The 13099-nt window shown below is 64.9% G+C and carries 16 protein-coding genes and 1 pseudogene; 9 read left to right on the forward strand and 8 right to left on the reverse strand.

Translation table 11 applies throughout. The annotated features are described in order from the left end of the window. The first annotated feature begins 71 nt into the window (after positions 1–71). Entirely contained in the window at positions 72–725 is a 654-nt protein-coding gene (locus tag IVA88_RS18190) for a hypothetical protein (protein WP_247498610.1), read from the forward strand. Between the two features lie 109 nt (positions 726–834). Here IVA88_RS18190 and IVA88_RS18195 read toward each other — a convergent pair whose 3' ends face one another. The 5 genes from IVA88_RS18195 to IVA88_RS18215 all read right to left on the reverse strand — a co-directional run bounded on the left by IVA88_RS18195 (position 835) and on the right by IVA88_RS18215 (position 3470). Beyond that, positions 835–1320 carry an ATP F0F1 synthase subunit B gene (locus IVA88_RS18195; RefSeq protein WP_247498611.1) on the reverse strand — a complete coding sequence of 162 codons (486 nt, stop codon included), beginning with the start codon at positions 1318–1320 and terminating at the stop codon, positions 835–837. Between the two features lie 5 nt (positions 1321–1325). Then, positions 1326–1889 (reverse strand): F0F1 ATP synthase subunit B', encoded by a 564-nt coding sequence (locus IVA88_RS18200; RefSeq protein ID WP_247498612.1) that lies wholly within the window; start codon positions 1887–1889, stop codon positions 1326–1328. 60 nt (positions 1890–1949) lie between these two features. Continuing rightward, entirely contained in the window at positions 1950–2180 is a 231-nt protein-coding gene (locus IVA88_RS18205) for a F0F1 ATP synthase subunit C (RefSeq protein WP_007599451.1), read from the reverse strand. Positions 2181–2233: 53 nt separating this feature from the next. After that, positions 2234–2983 (reverse strand): F0F1 ATP synthase subunit A, encoded by a 750-nt coding sequence (locus IVA88_RS18210; RefSeq protein ID WP_247498613.1) that lies wholly within the window; start codon positions 2981–2983, stop codon positions 2234–2236. 112 nt (positions 2984–3095) lie between these two features. Continuing rightward, on the reverse strand, positions 3096–3470 hold the full coding sequence (locus IVA88_RS18215) for an AtpZ/AtpI family protein (protein ID WP_211395574.1): 375 nt from the start codon (positions 3468–3470) through the stop codon (positions 3096–3098). Between the two features lie 360 nt (positions 3471–3830). Here IVA88_RS18215 and IVA88_RS18220 point away from each other — a divergent pair, with 360 nt between their 5' ends. Beyond that, on the forward strand, positions 3831–4352 hold the full coding sequence (locus tag IVA88_RS18220; protein ID WP_247498614.1) for a hypothetical protein: 522 nt from the start codon (positions 3831–3833) through the stop codon (positions 4350–4352). 38 nt (positions 4353–4390) lie between these two features. Beyond that, positions 4391–4864, forward strand: coding sequence for a secondary thiamine-phosphate synthase enzyme YjbQ (locus IVA88_RS18225; RefSeq protein ID WP_247498615.1), 474 nt, complete (start codon positions 4391–4393; stop codon positions 4862–4864). A 137-nt stretch (positions 4865–5001) separates the two neighbouring features. On the opposite strand, the gene IVA88_RS18230 is transcribed toward IVA88_RS18225, so the two are convergent. Continuing rightward, on the reverse strand, positions 5002–6627 hold the full coding sequence (locus tag IVA88_RS18230; protein ID WP_247498616.1) for an MFS transporter: 1626 nt from the start codon (positions 6625–6627) through the stop codon (positions 5002–5004). A 343-nt stretch (positions 6628–6970) separates the two neighbouring features. On the opposite strand from IVA88_RS18230, the gene IVA88_RS18235 reads away from it, so the two are divergent. Further along, a complete protein-coding gene (locus IVA88_RS18235) occupies positions 6971–7642 on the forward strand; it encodes a response regulator transcription factor (protein ID WP_247498617.1) in 672 nt (223 codons plus the stop codon). Positions 7643–8461: 819 nt separating this feature from the next. On the opposite strand, the gene IVA88_RS18240 is transcribed toward IVA88_RS18235, so the two are convergent. Continuing rightward, positions 8462–9181: a DUF599 domain-containing protein gene (locus IVA88_RS18240; RefSeq protein ID WP_247498618.1), complete on the reverse strand. Its 720-nt coding sequence runs from the start codon at positions 9179–9181 to the stop codon at positions 8462–8464. A gap of 124 nt (positions 9182–9305) precedes the next feature. On the opposite strand from IVA88_RS18240, the gene IVA88_RS18245 reads away from it, so the two are divergent. From IVA88_RS18245 to IVA88_RS18265, 5 genes and pseudogenes are all read left to right on the forward strand, one after another. Continuing rightward, the gene (locus tag IVA88_RS18245; protein ID WP_247498619.1) at positions 9306–9968 is read left to right on the forward strand and encodes a glutathione S-transferase family protein; all 663 of its coding nucleotides are present in this window, start codon (positions 9306–9308) and stop codon (positions 9966–9968) included. 106 nt (positions 9969–10074) lie between these two features. Beyond that, a pseudogene (locus IVA88_RS18250) lies at positions 10075–10254 on the forward strand (YidB family protein); the annotation flags it as partial. Positions 10255–10413: 159 nt separating this feature from the next. Continuing rightward, positions 10414–10617, forward strand: a complete 204-nt coding sequence (locus IVA88_RS18255; protein WP_007603227.1) for a hypothetical protein — start codon at positions 10414–10416, stop codon at positions 10615–10617. 157 nt (positions 10618–10774) lie between these two features. Continuing rightward, positions 10775–11758: a hypothetical protein gene (locus IVA88_RS18260; RefSeq protein ID WP_247498620.1), complete on the forward strand. Its 984-nt coding sequence runs from the start codon at positions 10775–10777 to the stop codon at positions 11756–11758. Between the two features lie 42 nt (positions 11759–11800). After that, positions 11801–12241: a DUF1489 domain-containing protein gene (locus tag IVA88_RS18265; protein WP_247498622.1), complete on the forward strand. Its 441-nt coding sequence runs from the start codon at positions 11801–11803 to the stop codon at positions 12239–12241. Here the strand turns inward: IVA88_RS18265 and panC are convergent. Next, on the reverse strand, positions 12238–13089 hold the full coding sequence (gene panC / locus IVA88_RS18270; RefSeq protein ID WP_247498623.1) for a pantoate--beta-alanine ligase: 852 nt from the start codon (positions 13087–13089) through the stop codon (positions 12238–12240). The two genes, IVA88_RS18265 and panC, sit on opposite strands and share 4 nt — an antisense overlap. Between the last annotated feature and the right edge of the window lie 10 nt (positions 13090–13099).

The following is a 13099-nucleotide window of genomic DNA, read 5'->3' on the forward strand; positions in this document are numbered from 1 at the left end:
GTTTCGCGCCTTGGGTTCGCCGGTTTTGACGATATAACGGCGCGAGGTATGGTCATGGAGTATGGGCGTTGATGGTGCAGGGGCTTCGGTCATCGCGGAATGCGTTGCGGCGGGGGGCAGCGGTCGCGCTGGCGTTGTCGGTTGCGCTCGCCTCCGTCTCGCCGGTCGCGGCGCAGTCGCTGACCGATCGTTTCAAGGGGCTGTTCGGTGGCAAGTCCGACGAGCCGGCCCAGCCTAAGCCGGCACCGGTGCCCGGTCAGCCGGCGGATGACGACGTCGATTGCCCGCAGGTTACCGTGCGCGCGGGGGCCTCGACCTACGCGGTTGGCGCCACCGGCAAGCCAGCCGTCGGCAATGAGATCCGCTTCCAGGCCACGATCACCAAGATGGCACGCGAATGCTTCCGGAACGGTGCCGATATCACGGCCCGGATCGGCGTTCAGGGCCGCGTTATCGCCGGTCCCGCCGGTGCGCCTGCGACCGTCGAGGTGCCCTTGCGCGTCGCCGTGGTGCAGGGCGGCGTCGGCGAGAAGGTGATCGCTTCCAAGGCCTACCGGACCACGGTCGGAATGTCGGAGGGCGGCAGCGTGCCCTTCACCTTCGTCGCCGAGGATCTGGTCTATCCGATGCCTTCGGCCAAGGACGCCGATACCTACATCTTCTATGTCGGCTTCGACCCGCAGGCGCTCTCGCCCGAGCCGAAGGCCCGGGCGAAGAAGAAGTAGATAGCCGCAAATCCAGCTGGCATTGTCCGCTTCGCGGGCGATGACATCCATGGAAACAAAAAAGCCGGCGCTCATTGCGCCGGCTTTTGATTGGTGAAGGCGAAACCCCTCAGTTCAGCTTCTGCCGAACCTCGGTGATGCCCTTGGCGAGCAGATCGTCGGCGATGCGGCCCTTGACCGACTGCGACAGGATCGTGGAGGCGGCCTGGACGGCGGCTTCCGCGGCTGCGGCGCGAACATCGGCCACCGCCTGGGCCTCGGCGAGCGCGATCTTGCCCTCCGCAGTCTTGGTGCGGCGGGCGACGAAGTCTTCCACCTTGGCCTTGGCCTCAATTGCGATGCGCTCGGCTTCGCTCCTCGCGTTGGCGATGATGTCGGCGGCCTCGCGTTCGGCCGAGGCGGTGCGCGCCTTGTAATCGGCGAGCACCTTGGCGGCTTCCTGCTTGAGGCGCGTCGCGTCGTCGAGCTCCGCCTTGATGCGATCGGCGCGATGGTCGAGCGCAGCCATCGCTTTCTTGAAGACCCCGAGATAGCCGAACACGACCATCAGGATCACGAAGGCGATGGCGACCCAGGTTTCAGGATCGAAGAACATATCGATTAACCCTTCAAGGACGCATCAACGGCGGCATTGACCAACGCCGCGTCCGGAACCACGCCGGTAAGCTGCTGCACGATGGTGCCTGCCGCCTCGGCCGCGATGCCGCGGACGTTGCTCATGGCGGTCGTACGGGTCGAGGCGATGGTCTTCTCCGCCTCTGCGAGCTTGGCTGCCAGCTGCTCTTCCAGCGCCTTGCGCTCGGCGTCCGCCTGCGCATTCGCCTTGTCGCGGGATTCGTTGCCGATGGCCTGCGCGCGCGAGCGTGCCGAAGCAAGCTCGCTTTCATAGGCCTTCAGCGCCGCTTCGGACTGGTCCTTCAGCTTCTGCGCTTCGGCGAGGTCGCCCTCGATCTTGTCCTGACGCGCCTCAATCGCACCGCCGACGCGCGGCAAAGCGAGCTTGGACACGATCACGTAAAGCGCGACGAAGAAGATCGCGAGTGACACCAGCTGTGAAGCATAGGTGCCGCTCTCGAACGGCGGAAAACCGCCACCGTGACCGCCTTCGGCCCCGGTGTGGGCGCCCGCCGCCGGACTTTTCGCCCCGCCATGACTCTCAGCCATGGATTACTCCTGTTGCTGTCAAACGCGCCGCTTCGGTTGAAGCGGCGCGAAAATTCGTTCTCAGAGCGGAACGAACAGCAGCAGCAGCGCGATCAGCAGCGAGAAAATGCCGAGCGCTTCAGTCACGGCGAAGCCGAAGATCAGATTGCCGAACTGGCCCTGAGCGGCCGAGGGGTTGCGAACGGCTGCGGCAAGGTAGTTGCCGAAGATCACGCCGACGCCGACGCCCGCGCCGCCCATGCCGATGCATGCGATGCCCGCGCCGATAAGTTTTGCTGCTGCCGGATCCATTTTAGACTCCTTGGAAGAAAGATTGGGTTTTGGGTGGAAATTCCCCGGACCGCTCAGTGTCCCGGATGAATGGCGTCGTTGAGGTAGATGCAGGTCAGGATCGCAAACACGTAGGCTTGCAGGAACGCGACCAGAATTTCGAGGGCGTACAGCGCGACCGTGAGCGCCAGCGGCAGCACGCCGCCGACCCAGCCGAGGGCGCCGAGCGAGAAGCCGAGCATGGCAACGAAGCCCGCGAACACCTTCAGCGCGATGTGGCCGGCCAGCATGTTGGCGAACAGACGGACGCTGTGGGAGACCGGCCGCAGGAAGAACGACAGGACCTCGATGAACATCACCAGCGGCAGGATGTAGCCGGGGACGCCGTGGGGCACGAAGATCGAGAAGAATTTCAGGCCGTTCTTGGCAACGCCGTAGATCAGGACCGTGAAGAAGACCAGCAGCGCGAGGGCCGCGGTGACGATCAGATGGCTCGAGATCGTGAAGGTATAGGGGATGATGCCGACCAGGTTCGAGACGCAGATGAACATGAACAGCGAGAAGATCAGCGGGAAGAACTTCATGCCTTCCGCGCCCGCGGTCGAGCGGATGGTCGAGGCCACGAATTCGTAGGAGATCTCGGCGACCGACTGGAGGCGCCCGGGAACCAGCTGCGTGCCGCTGGCGAGCATCAGGATCGAGATGATCGCAACAGCCACCAGCATGTAGAGCGACGAATTGGTGAAGGCGATCGTGTGGTTGCCGATATGGCCCAGGGTGAAGAGAGGCTCGATGTTGAACTGGTGGATCGGATCGATTTTCATCAGCGCGGCATCTCTTGGTCTGCCGGGCGACGCCGGCGGGTCTCGGTCTGCCGGTCGGGCCGGCCCGTACCGGCGAAGCCGGCACGATCATTCCTCTCCTGGTGCGGACCGCTTAAGACCCACCGCGCCTGTTTTGACCCGCACCTGCCGTTCTCACCACATTCACCACGCCGGCCACGAAGCCCAGCAGCAGGAACACGATAAATCCGAAAGGCGACGTCGACAGCAAGCGGTCGAAACCCCAGCCAATCCCCGCTCCGACAACGACCCCGGCGACCAACTCGGAGGATAACCGGAAACCAAGCGCCATCGCCGAGGCTCTGGCCGCTCTGTCCTCACCGTCACCTGCGGGTTGCTCGGTCTTGATGTGGCGGCCGCGAAATTCGGACAACCGCTGATCAAGATTTCCGAGCCGTTCGGAAAGCGCAGCTTCCTCGGGCGATCTATCGCGATCTCCATTCTCGCCGTGTCCCGTGCCCTGTGTCATGCAACGAAGACCCGAAACGCCGCGGCTGAATGGAAATTACGCCCGCCACCCTCAAAAGCCGCGCGGACCATACTGATGGCCCATAATCAAGTCAAGCCAAGTCACGATTGTGTCCATTCCTGTTATGTATCTGATCTATTTGACAATATCGGCGCGCGCGGCAGCGCTGCACACAGCGTGACGCCGCACCGCAGCAGGTCTCCGCCTGATCCACGGATGCGCTCGCCATTTCGCCCGGCTGCCGGGATCAAAGGGGGCGCCGCGATCGTTGATGTCAGGGGCGCGTTTTGGGCGGCGGATCGTCTCGCCGGGGTGTAGAATCTGCGAGAGTGCCACCTGCACGTCGTGGCGGAGAGCGCGATGAGACCAGCGAATCCATCCACAGCCTCATGGCTTGCGGCGGCGGCGTTCGCCGCGGCGATGACCATCAGCGGCGGCCTCGGTGCCGCGCAAACCGCGCCCGACAGCGAAAACGGGCGCTACAGCATGACGCCCATCCCCGAGGGCGTACTGCGGCTCGACACCCGTACCGGCACGGTGTCGACCTGCACCAGGAACGGCGCGGGCTGGGCCTGCTACGCGGTGCCCGACGAGCGCTCCGCGCTCGATTCCGAGATCGGCAGGCTTCAGGCCGAGGTCGAGAAGCTGAAGGGGCAGCTCGCGGCGGGGCCGACCGTATCAGGCAAGATCGACGAGGCGCTGCCCAAATCCGATCCGATGAAGAAGGCGGAGCCGAAGGTCGCCGAGCGTGACCGCACGATCGAGATCCCGCTGCCGACCGACCAGGACGTCGATCGCGTGATGTCGTTCCTGGAAAAGGCCTGGCGCCGGCTGATCGACATGGCCAACCGCGTGCAGAAGGACGTGGCGGGGAAGATCTAGCGCGTGGCGAGACAGCGTTCCATAGATCGAGGCCTCTTATGACATCAGCCAAATCCGTGACGCGTGCGGCGCCATCGTCGGTGCAGGCCACCACCATCGCTTCGTCGTTGCTCACCGTGCAGACGCCGGGCCGCGGCTTCACCGATCTCACCGGCGAGGCTGCGAAGTTCGTCGCCGAGGCCGGCGCGCGAGACGGCGCGTTGACATTGTTCGTCCGTCATACCTCGGCGTCCCTGACGATCCAGGAGAACGCCGACCCGTCCGTGCTCGTGGATCTCACCACGGCGCTGTCCCGGCTCGCGCCGGAGAACGCCGGCTGGACGCATGATACCGAGGGCCCCGACGACATGCCGGCGCACGTCAAGACCATGCTGACGCAGACGTCGCTGCAGGTCCCAGTCCTGGACGGCAAGCTCACGCTCGGCACCTGGCAGGCGATCTACCTGATCGAACACCGCAAGCGCCCGCACCGGCGCGAAATCGTGCTGCAATTCATCGGCGGCAATCAATAGAGCGTTTTCGAGCGAAGCGGATACCGGTTCGCATAAAGAAATAAAGAAAACGCGTCAAAACAAAGGATCTGGAACCAAAACAAAACCGGCCGCGGGGGGGCCGCGGCCGGTTGGTGTTGATCTGGATCTGCCGTCGATCAGGTCGCCTTGATGTCGACGTCCTTGGTTTCCGGCAGGAAGAACAAGCCGATCACGACGGTAATCGATGCGAAGATGACCGGATACCAGAGGCCCGCATAGATATCGCCCGTGGAAGCCACGATGGCGAAGGCGGTCGCCGGCAGCAAGCCGCCGAACCAGCCGTTGCCGATGTGGTAGGGCAGCGACATCGAGGTGTAGCGGATGCGGGTCGGGAACAGTTCGACCAGCATCGCGGCGATCGGGCCGTACACCATGGTGACAAAGAGCACCAGGACGAACAGCAGTCCGATGACCGCGGCCACCTGCGGACGGAAGATGTCGAACGGATGCGCCATCTTCACGATGCTCGCGTCGCCGGGCTTCGGATAGCCGGCTGCCTGCACGGCGGCGAGGATCGCCGGATTGCCGTCCTTGGCGTTGGCGTAGGCGACTTCCTTGCCGCTCACCATCACCTTCACGCCGGAGCCCGCCGCACCTGGCGTGGTCGAGTACTTGACCGACGACTGCGCCAGGTAGGCACGTGCGGTGTCGCAAGGCGAGGTGAAGACGCGGGTGCCGACCGGGTTGAACAGGTCGCCGCAACCTGCGGGATCCGCCACCACGTCGACCTTGACCGACTCGATCGCCTTTTCCAGCGCCGGGTTGGCGTTGGTCGTGATCATCTTGAAGATCGGGAAGAAGGTCAGCGCCGCGATCAGACAGCCGCCGAGGATGATCGGCTTGCGGCCGATCCTGTCGGAGAGCATGCCGAACACGATGAAGAAGCCGGTGCCGAGCAGGAGCGACCAGGCGATCAGCAGGTTGGCGGTGTAGCCGTCGACCTTGAGGATCGATTGCAGGAAGAACAGCGCGTAGAACTGGCCGGTGTACCAGACCACGCCCTGGCCCATCACGCCGCCCAGCAGCGCCAGCAGTACGAGCTTGCCGTTCTGCCAGTTGCCGAAGGCTTCGGTCAGCGGGGCCTTCGAGCTCTTTCCCTCGTCCTTCATCTTTTGGAAGATCGGGGATTCGTTGAGGCGAAGCCGGATCCAGACCGAGACGCCGAGCAGCAGCACCGACACCAGGAACGGAATGCGCCAGCCCCAGGCCGCGAAGTCGGGCTCGCCGAGCGCGGAGCGCGTGAACAGGATCACCAGCAGCGACAGGAACAGGCCGAGCGTCGCCGTGGTCTGGATGAAGGAGGTGTAGTAGCCGCGCTTGCCGTTCGGAGCATGCTCCGCGACGTAGGTCGCCGCACCGCCATATTCGCCGCCGAGCGCCAGGCCCTGGGCGAGACGCAGCGCGATCAGGATGATCGGGGCCGCGATGCCGATGGTCGCCGCATTCGGCAACAGGCCGACGATGAAGGTCGACAGACCCATGATCAGGATGGTGACGAGGAAGGTGTATTTGCGGCCGACGATGTCGCCGACGCGGCCGAACACGATCGCGCCGAACGGACGCACCAGGAAGCCCGCCGCGAAGGCCAGCAGCGCGAAGATGTCGCGGGTTGCCGGGGGATAGGCCGAGAAGAATTGCGCGCCGATGATGCCGGCCAGCGAACCGTAGAGATAGAAGTCGTACCACTCGAAGACGGTACCGAGCGAGGAGGCGAGAATGACGAACCGTTCGTCCTTCGTCATCCCTCCCGCGCCTGCTTGAGACACAGCCATTGTCGACATGTTGAGTCGCTCCCCGAAAAATCGTTTCCTCGTGCCCTGGATGTCCGGTGATGCCGGAACAACCCAGGCCTTGCCCTCAAGGTAACATTGGCGTGAAACCCGCCCCAATACGACTTTCGGCCTTTCGCACTGACGCTCGCCTGACACCGCGGGCGTTCCATCCGGCAACATAGTGCCTGCCTGCGGATTAACCCCGTTCCAGCAAAGGGATAATGTGCACTTGCATGCCACGGCTGGTCGGGAAAGAATTGACCAGGGCCGCGCCCCGGCTTACTGGCCCGGTGCGATTGCCAGCAAGAGATCGATGAACGCTCCCTCGACCCATCTCGTCATTGCCGATGACCATCCGTTGTTCCGCGACGCGCTGCGCCATGCCGTGGCGGGCGTCCTGAGCTCGGCCAGGATCGACGAGGCCGGATCGTTCGAGGACCTGACCAAGCTTCTGGAACAGGCCTCCGACGTCGATCTGATCCTGCTCGACCTCTCGATGCCCGGGATCTCCGGCTTTTCCGGCCTGATCTATCTGCGCGCGCAATATCCGGCGATCCCGGTGGTGATCGTCTCGGCCTCCGACGACAGCGCCACGATCCGCCGCTCGCTGGATTTCGGCGCTTCCGGCTTCATTCCGAAGCGCTTCGGGGTCGAGACCCTGCGCGATGCGATCCTCAAGGTGATGGAGGGCGACGTCTGGGTTCCCGCCGACACCGACATGTCGGCCGCCGCCGACCCGGACATGACGAAGCTGCGCGACCGTCTGGTGACGCTGACGCCGCAGCAGGTGCGGGTCCTGATGATGCTGTCGGAGGGGTTGCTCAACAAGCAGATCGCCTATGAGCTCGGCGTGTCCGAGGCGACCATCAAAGCGCACGTCTCGGCGATCCTGCAGAAGCTCGGCGTCGAAAGCCGGACGCAAGCCGTGATCGCGGCCGCCAAGATCGCCGGCGGCCAGTGGAAGCAGGGCACCCCGACGGGGTGAGTCTGTCGCGAGCGCCGGGCGTTCCTGTGTCGCCCCTGTCAATCCGCTCACGCAAATATATTCCGCTTTACCGAAATTCGGAAACGGCGTATGTGTCGCCCATCCCGGCTCACCCAAGAGGGGCGATCGTACGTCGTCACGATATGCGAGCCGGGCTTGCGGTGGACGCGGCAGCGTCGGGCGCGAGGCTAAGGGCAGGGCGGATTGCTCTCCGTGAGCCCAAGGCGTCGCGCGGACGGACGGCGCTGTCAGGTTCGTCTCGCCAGTAAGTTTCCGGCTCCGTCGACAGGGCTGGAAAAACTGCGGCGAAATGGCGGGCCGTGCGTACGGCAAAACCGTGTGGTCCTGGCCGTCGTTGCTACGGTCAAGCTCTTGCGGAGGCGGCATTCGCGTCAACCGGCGCGGTGTCCGTGACTTTCGCGAAAGCGAGGGAGGCCAGAACGAACTCGGCTCCCGGGAGAGCACGGCATAAGCCGTAAAGCCACTGCGCAGGGAAGGCCGAGTGATTGGCTACACCTGTATGCTGCTGTGCGGTTTTCCTGCGTGTGCTTTCGCGCAGCGGACCGCGGGTGCCAGCCGGCACCCGGCCTTCCCTGCGCCCTTTTGGACAAGAGGGCGGAGCGACCAAGCAAAGCTCGGGCGAAATGCGCCGCGGGAACGGGAAGGCATGTCTGCGATTCAAAATGCAAGTTGGAACAGCGGCGCTGCCGCCCCATACTCCGTCATTGCGAGCGCAGCGAAGCAATCCAGAATCCCTCCGCAGCGGCAGTCTGGATTGCTTCGCTGCGCTCGCAATGACGACGTAGAGAGCAGCCGGGGTCAACGACTGCGCTTCCGCATCCCCTCGTCATCCACCACCACCTCCGGCGCCATCGCCTCCCACGCACTCGACGCGAATTGCCGCCGCCAAGTCACGATCACCACGGCTGCCGTAGTCACGAACAGCACCCAGGGGCTGACGAACCAGCCGAGATAGCCGAGTGCGAAGAAGAAGGCGCGCTGGCCGCGGTTAAAATGACGGCCGGCGGATTCGAACAGACGGGTGGTGCGGATGACATGGGCTTCGGCTTCGGGCGTGTCACGCTGCGAGGCCGCCGGCATCCCGCCGAACAGGATCGCGACATAGTTGAACAGGCGATAGGACCAGGCGAATTTGAAGAAGGCGTAGACGCAGATCAACACAAGGCCGACGCATTTCAGCTCCCACATGGCCGGCGAGGTGCTGAGATCGATCGGCAGCTTGCTCAAGATGGTGATCGCGTCATTGGTCGCGTGCAGCAGCGCCAGCGCGCCGCCGAGCGCGATGAGGCTGGTGGAGGCGAAGAAGGCGGTGCCGTTCTGCAGCGAGGCCATGATCTGCATGTCCACCATGCGTGCGTCGCGGTCGAGCAGCCGGCGCACCCAGACCTCACGGTAGCGATTCATGCGCGCCGACAGGCTGTCGCGGCCATAGGCCGAATGCTCCAGCGTCAGGGCGTAGACCAGCCATTCGATAATGAAGAAGCCGACGGCGGTGATGTCGACCCAATGCCTGCTCATGTCTGTCTCCTGGCGAGGATCGCAACGCTTGCCACGCATGGCGAGGTGCGGCAACGATTGATTGGCGGCAGGCGATGGCGTTAAAAGCAGCCCGCTTCAAGGCGTCTTCGGAAGGACTGATGACATGGCTGGGCTGAAACTCGCAATCGGCAACAAGAATTACTCGTCATGGTCGATGCGGCCCTGGCTCGCGCTCCGCGCCAACGACATTCCGTTCGCGGAGACCGTCATCCCGCTCTACACCGACAATCCCGCGGACAAGGAGCAAATCCTCGCCTTCAGCCGCGCCGGCAAGGTGCCGGTGCTGGTCGACGGCGACATCACCGTGTGGGATTCGCTCAGCATCATCGAATACATCGCCGAGCGCTACCCGGAAGCGAAGCTGTGGCCGGATGACGCTGCCGCCCGCGCGCATGCCCGCTCCGTGTGCGCCGAGATGCATTCCGGCTTCATGGCCCTGCGCAACGAATGCGGCATGAACCTGCATCGTCCCGTGCGCCCCGTGGCGCTGTCGGCGGATGCACTGGCCAACATCGCGCGCGTGCAGGAGATTTGGCGCGAGTGCCGGACGCGTTATGGCGCCGAAGGCTCGTTCCTGTTCGGCCGCTTTGGCGCGGCGGATGCGATGTACGCCCCCGTCGTGCACCGCTTCCGCACCTACGCGATCGAGGTCACGCCGGAGACCAAAGCCTACATGGACACGATGCTGGCGCTGCCGGCGTTCCAGGAATGGACCCGGGACGGGCTCGCCGAAACGCTTGTCATCGAAAGGTTCGAGAACGTGTAACCCGCGATTGTGATGGCGGCGTCGCTTGACGTCGAGCAAGCCGGCGGCGCGCAATCGCTCGAATGATCGGCAAGGAGAGGCGACATCATGGGAATCCTGGACTCGCTCGGCCGACCAGCTCCGCAGCGTGCTCGGCAGCGATACCGTCCGCCAATTGGCCGCGCGGTACCACATCCCGGTCGACCAGCTGGGCCAGATCCTGGCCCAGGAACTGCCGAAGGCCGTGGATCACGCCAGCCCTGACGGCCATTTGCCCCATACGCCTGAGGAACGGTTCCAGCGGTAGCACCGGCCGACCGGCATCACTCTGAAATAACTGCAAAATTGGCATGTTGGCCACGTCGTATACTGCTGGCCAAAAACGCCGGCCCCATGCTATACAGCGGCCGGGTTTCCGGCCGGCCGACGCAGTGGGACCATGGGCGTGGCAGGTGTTGTTTGAGTGATGGAGAGGGTGTTGAAGCACAAATTCCCTATTGGATCGCGCGTGTTGTTCACGGCCAGCAATGTCGCACGCCCCGCTGCCAGCGGCTCGTATGAGATCATCCGCCTCCTGCCGACGGATGGTGACGACTGCCAGTACCGGATCAAGAGCTCGACCGAAGCCTTCGAACGCGTCGCCAAGGAAAGCCAGCTCGCGCTGTCCTGAGGGCCGACGCTATCCGCGCATTGGCGCGTCCCGGGAGTTGTATCCTGCCGCCGTCAAAAGGCCCGCTTCAGCTTCACAAGGTGGGCCGGGGGCAGTTGCCGACTCTCGGTGCTCGCTTTGACCATTCGCTCTCTGCTCGCGTGAGGGGACGTCGCGCATGAACTGGGCATGGGCCTCGTCGCTCGACCAAATCTGGAGCTCGTCGGCCTTTCCAATGTGGATGACGCTGGCGGCTGCCGGCTTCTTCGGGCTGATCCTCCTGGTCACGCTGCTGCGCGCCGAGAGGTCGGTCGCTAACGGCGCGCTGACCATCATTACATTGCTCGCCATTGCTACGGCGCTGGCAGCCACCGTGCGCGTCGATGGACCGGCGGGCCAGACCACGCCGAGCGGGGCGCGCGCGCAGGTCGCGATTACCGCGAGCTTGCCGGCGCTGTCCTGTCTCGACGATCTCGCCGGCGATGCCGTGGCCATTGGCTGCGAGAAGGCGCTGTTCGGCGCGCCTGACGCGGCGGCTGCGGCCGTCTCCGCCACCGCGGCCAGGATCGACCGGCTGATGGCGCTCGGCGATGCCGCGACCGCCGAGAAGAGCCTGACACCCGACGTCAAGGTGCTGCGCAAGTCGCTGGAGCGTGATCGCTACGGCCTGGTCGCGCACGTGCTGGTCGCGCGCGACGGTTGCACGCGGTTCGACTGCGCGGCCTTCCGCTCGCTGACCGATCAGCAGCAGGTCGCCGCCAACATGGATTCCCATCTCTACGACACGCTGGTCGCGCGCTACGCGCCGACCTGGAATGCGCCTGCGACGGCGCAATCATTGCCGGCCACTGCCGCGCTTGCCGGACTGCCGCCGTCGATGCCGACGGGCAAGCCGACCAATGCGGAGTTCCCGAGTGCCTCGTCGACGCCGCCGGTCAGCATCATGAATCCGGAGCCGCCGACGCGCCAGGCGGCGCCCGCCGCAAACGCAGCGGCCGCGCCGGCGCCGCGCGCGCCGGCATCGTCCTCGGCACAGGCCGCTGCGCCCGCGGCACCGGCCGCGAAGAAGCCGCCCGCGCCGAAGTCTGCGCGGGCGCCGGCGGGGGCACCGGTTCCGCTCGCGCCGCCGGCCGCGGCTCCCGCGGCTGCGGATAACGAGTAGATCGGCATTCCAAATGGATGGCTGCCCGGCTAATGCTGGGGCATGCCACTACATCTGATCAAGCTCGCCGTCGGTTGCGAATCCGTCAAGGAATTGAAGGAGTGGATCGCCGAACGGATGCAGACCGCCAAGAAGAAGGGTCTGCCGCAACATCACATCCACATCACCCGCATGGTGCCCAAGCGCGACGCCGAGATACTGTCGGGCGGGTCGCTCTACTGGGTGATCAAGGGCGAGGTCGCCGCGCGCGAAAAGATCATCGGCATCGAGCCGTTCCGCGACAAGGACGGCATCGGACGCTGCCGGATCGTGATGCAGCCGAAGGTGATCGCGGTGTCGCCGCGGCCGATGCGCCCGTTCCAGGGCTGGCGCTATCTCGCCGATGATTCCGTGCCGCTCGATCTCGGCAAGTCCGCCGCCGGCTCGATCGCGGCGATGCCGGAGCCGATGCGGCGCGAGCTGCGCGATCTCGGGCTGCTCTAAACCGCGATATTGTCGATCAGCCGGGTCGTGCCGAGCTTGGCCGCGACCAGGATGCGCAAGGGGCCGTCGTTGCGCGAGGCGACCTGCGCCAGCGTCGCTGCATGGCGCACCTCGAAATAGTCGAGTTCAAAGCCGGCGGCCGTGATCATCGCTGCACCGCGCGCCGTCGCGGACACGACCGCTTCGCCGGCGCGGATGCGCCCGGCGCTCTCCTTCATGGCGCGGTACAGCGTGGTTGCGGTCTGCCGCTCCTGTGGCGACAGGTAAACGTTGCGCGAGGACATCGCGAGCCCGTCGCGCTCGCGTACGGTGCGGGAGCCGATCACCCTGACGCCGAGGTCGAGGTCGCGGGCCATCTGCGCCACCACCCGCAACTGCTGAAAATCCTTCTCGCCGAAGATCGCGACGTCCGGCCGGCATTGCGTGAACAGCTTGCCGACGACGGTGGCGACCCCGCCGAAGAAATGCGGACGGAAACGATCCTCGAGGCCGGCGAGCGCCGGTCCCTCCGGTACGATGCGGGTCGCAAAGCCCTCCGGATACATGGCCTCGGCGCCGGGATGCCAGACGATATCGACGTCCTCGGCGGCGAGCCTAGCGAGATCGGCCTTCCACGTTCGCGGATAGGCGCCAAAATCCTCGGTTGGTGCGAACTGGGTCGGATTGACGAAGATCGACACCACGACGTGGCTTGCGCGCCGCCTGGCGAGGCGCACCAGCGACACATGGCCGTCATGGAGGGCCCCCATCGTCGGGACCAGCGCGATCGTGGCCTTTCGCTTGCGAAGATTGTCGACGGCGCGTCGCAAGGCGGGGACCGTGCGGGCGATCAAGGGGCTGCGTGACATCAGAACTCGA

The sequence above is a fragment of the Bradyrhizobium sp. 149 genome (assembly GCF_023073915.1).
Lineage (GTDB): Bacteria > Pseudomonadota > Alphaproteobacteria > Rhizobiales > Xanthobacteraceae > Bradyrhizobium.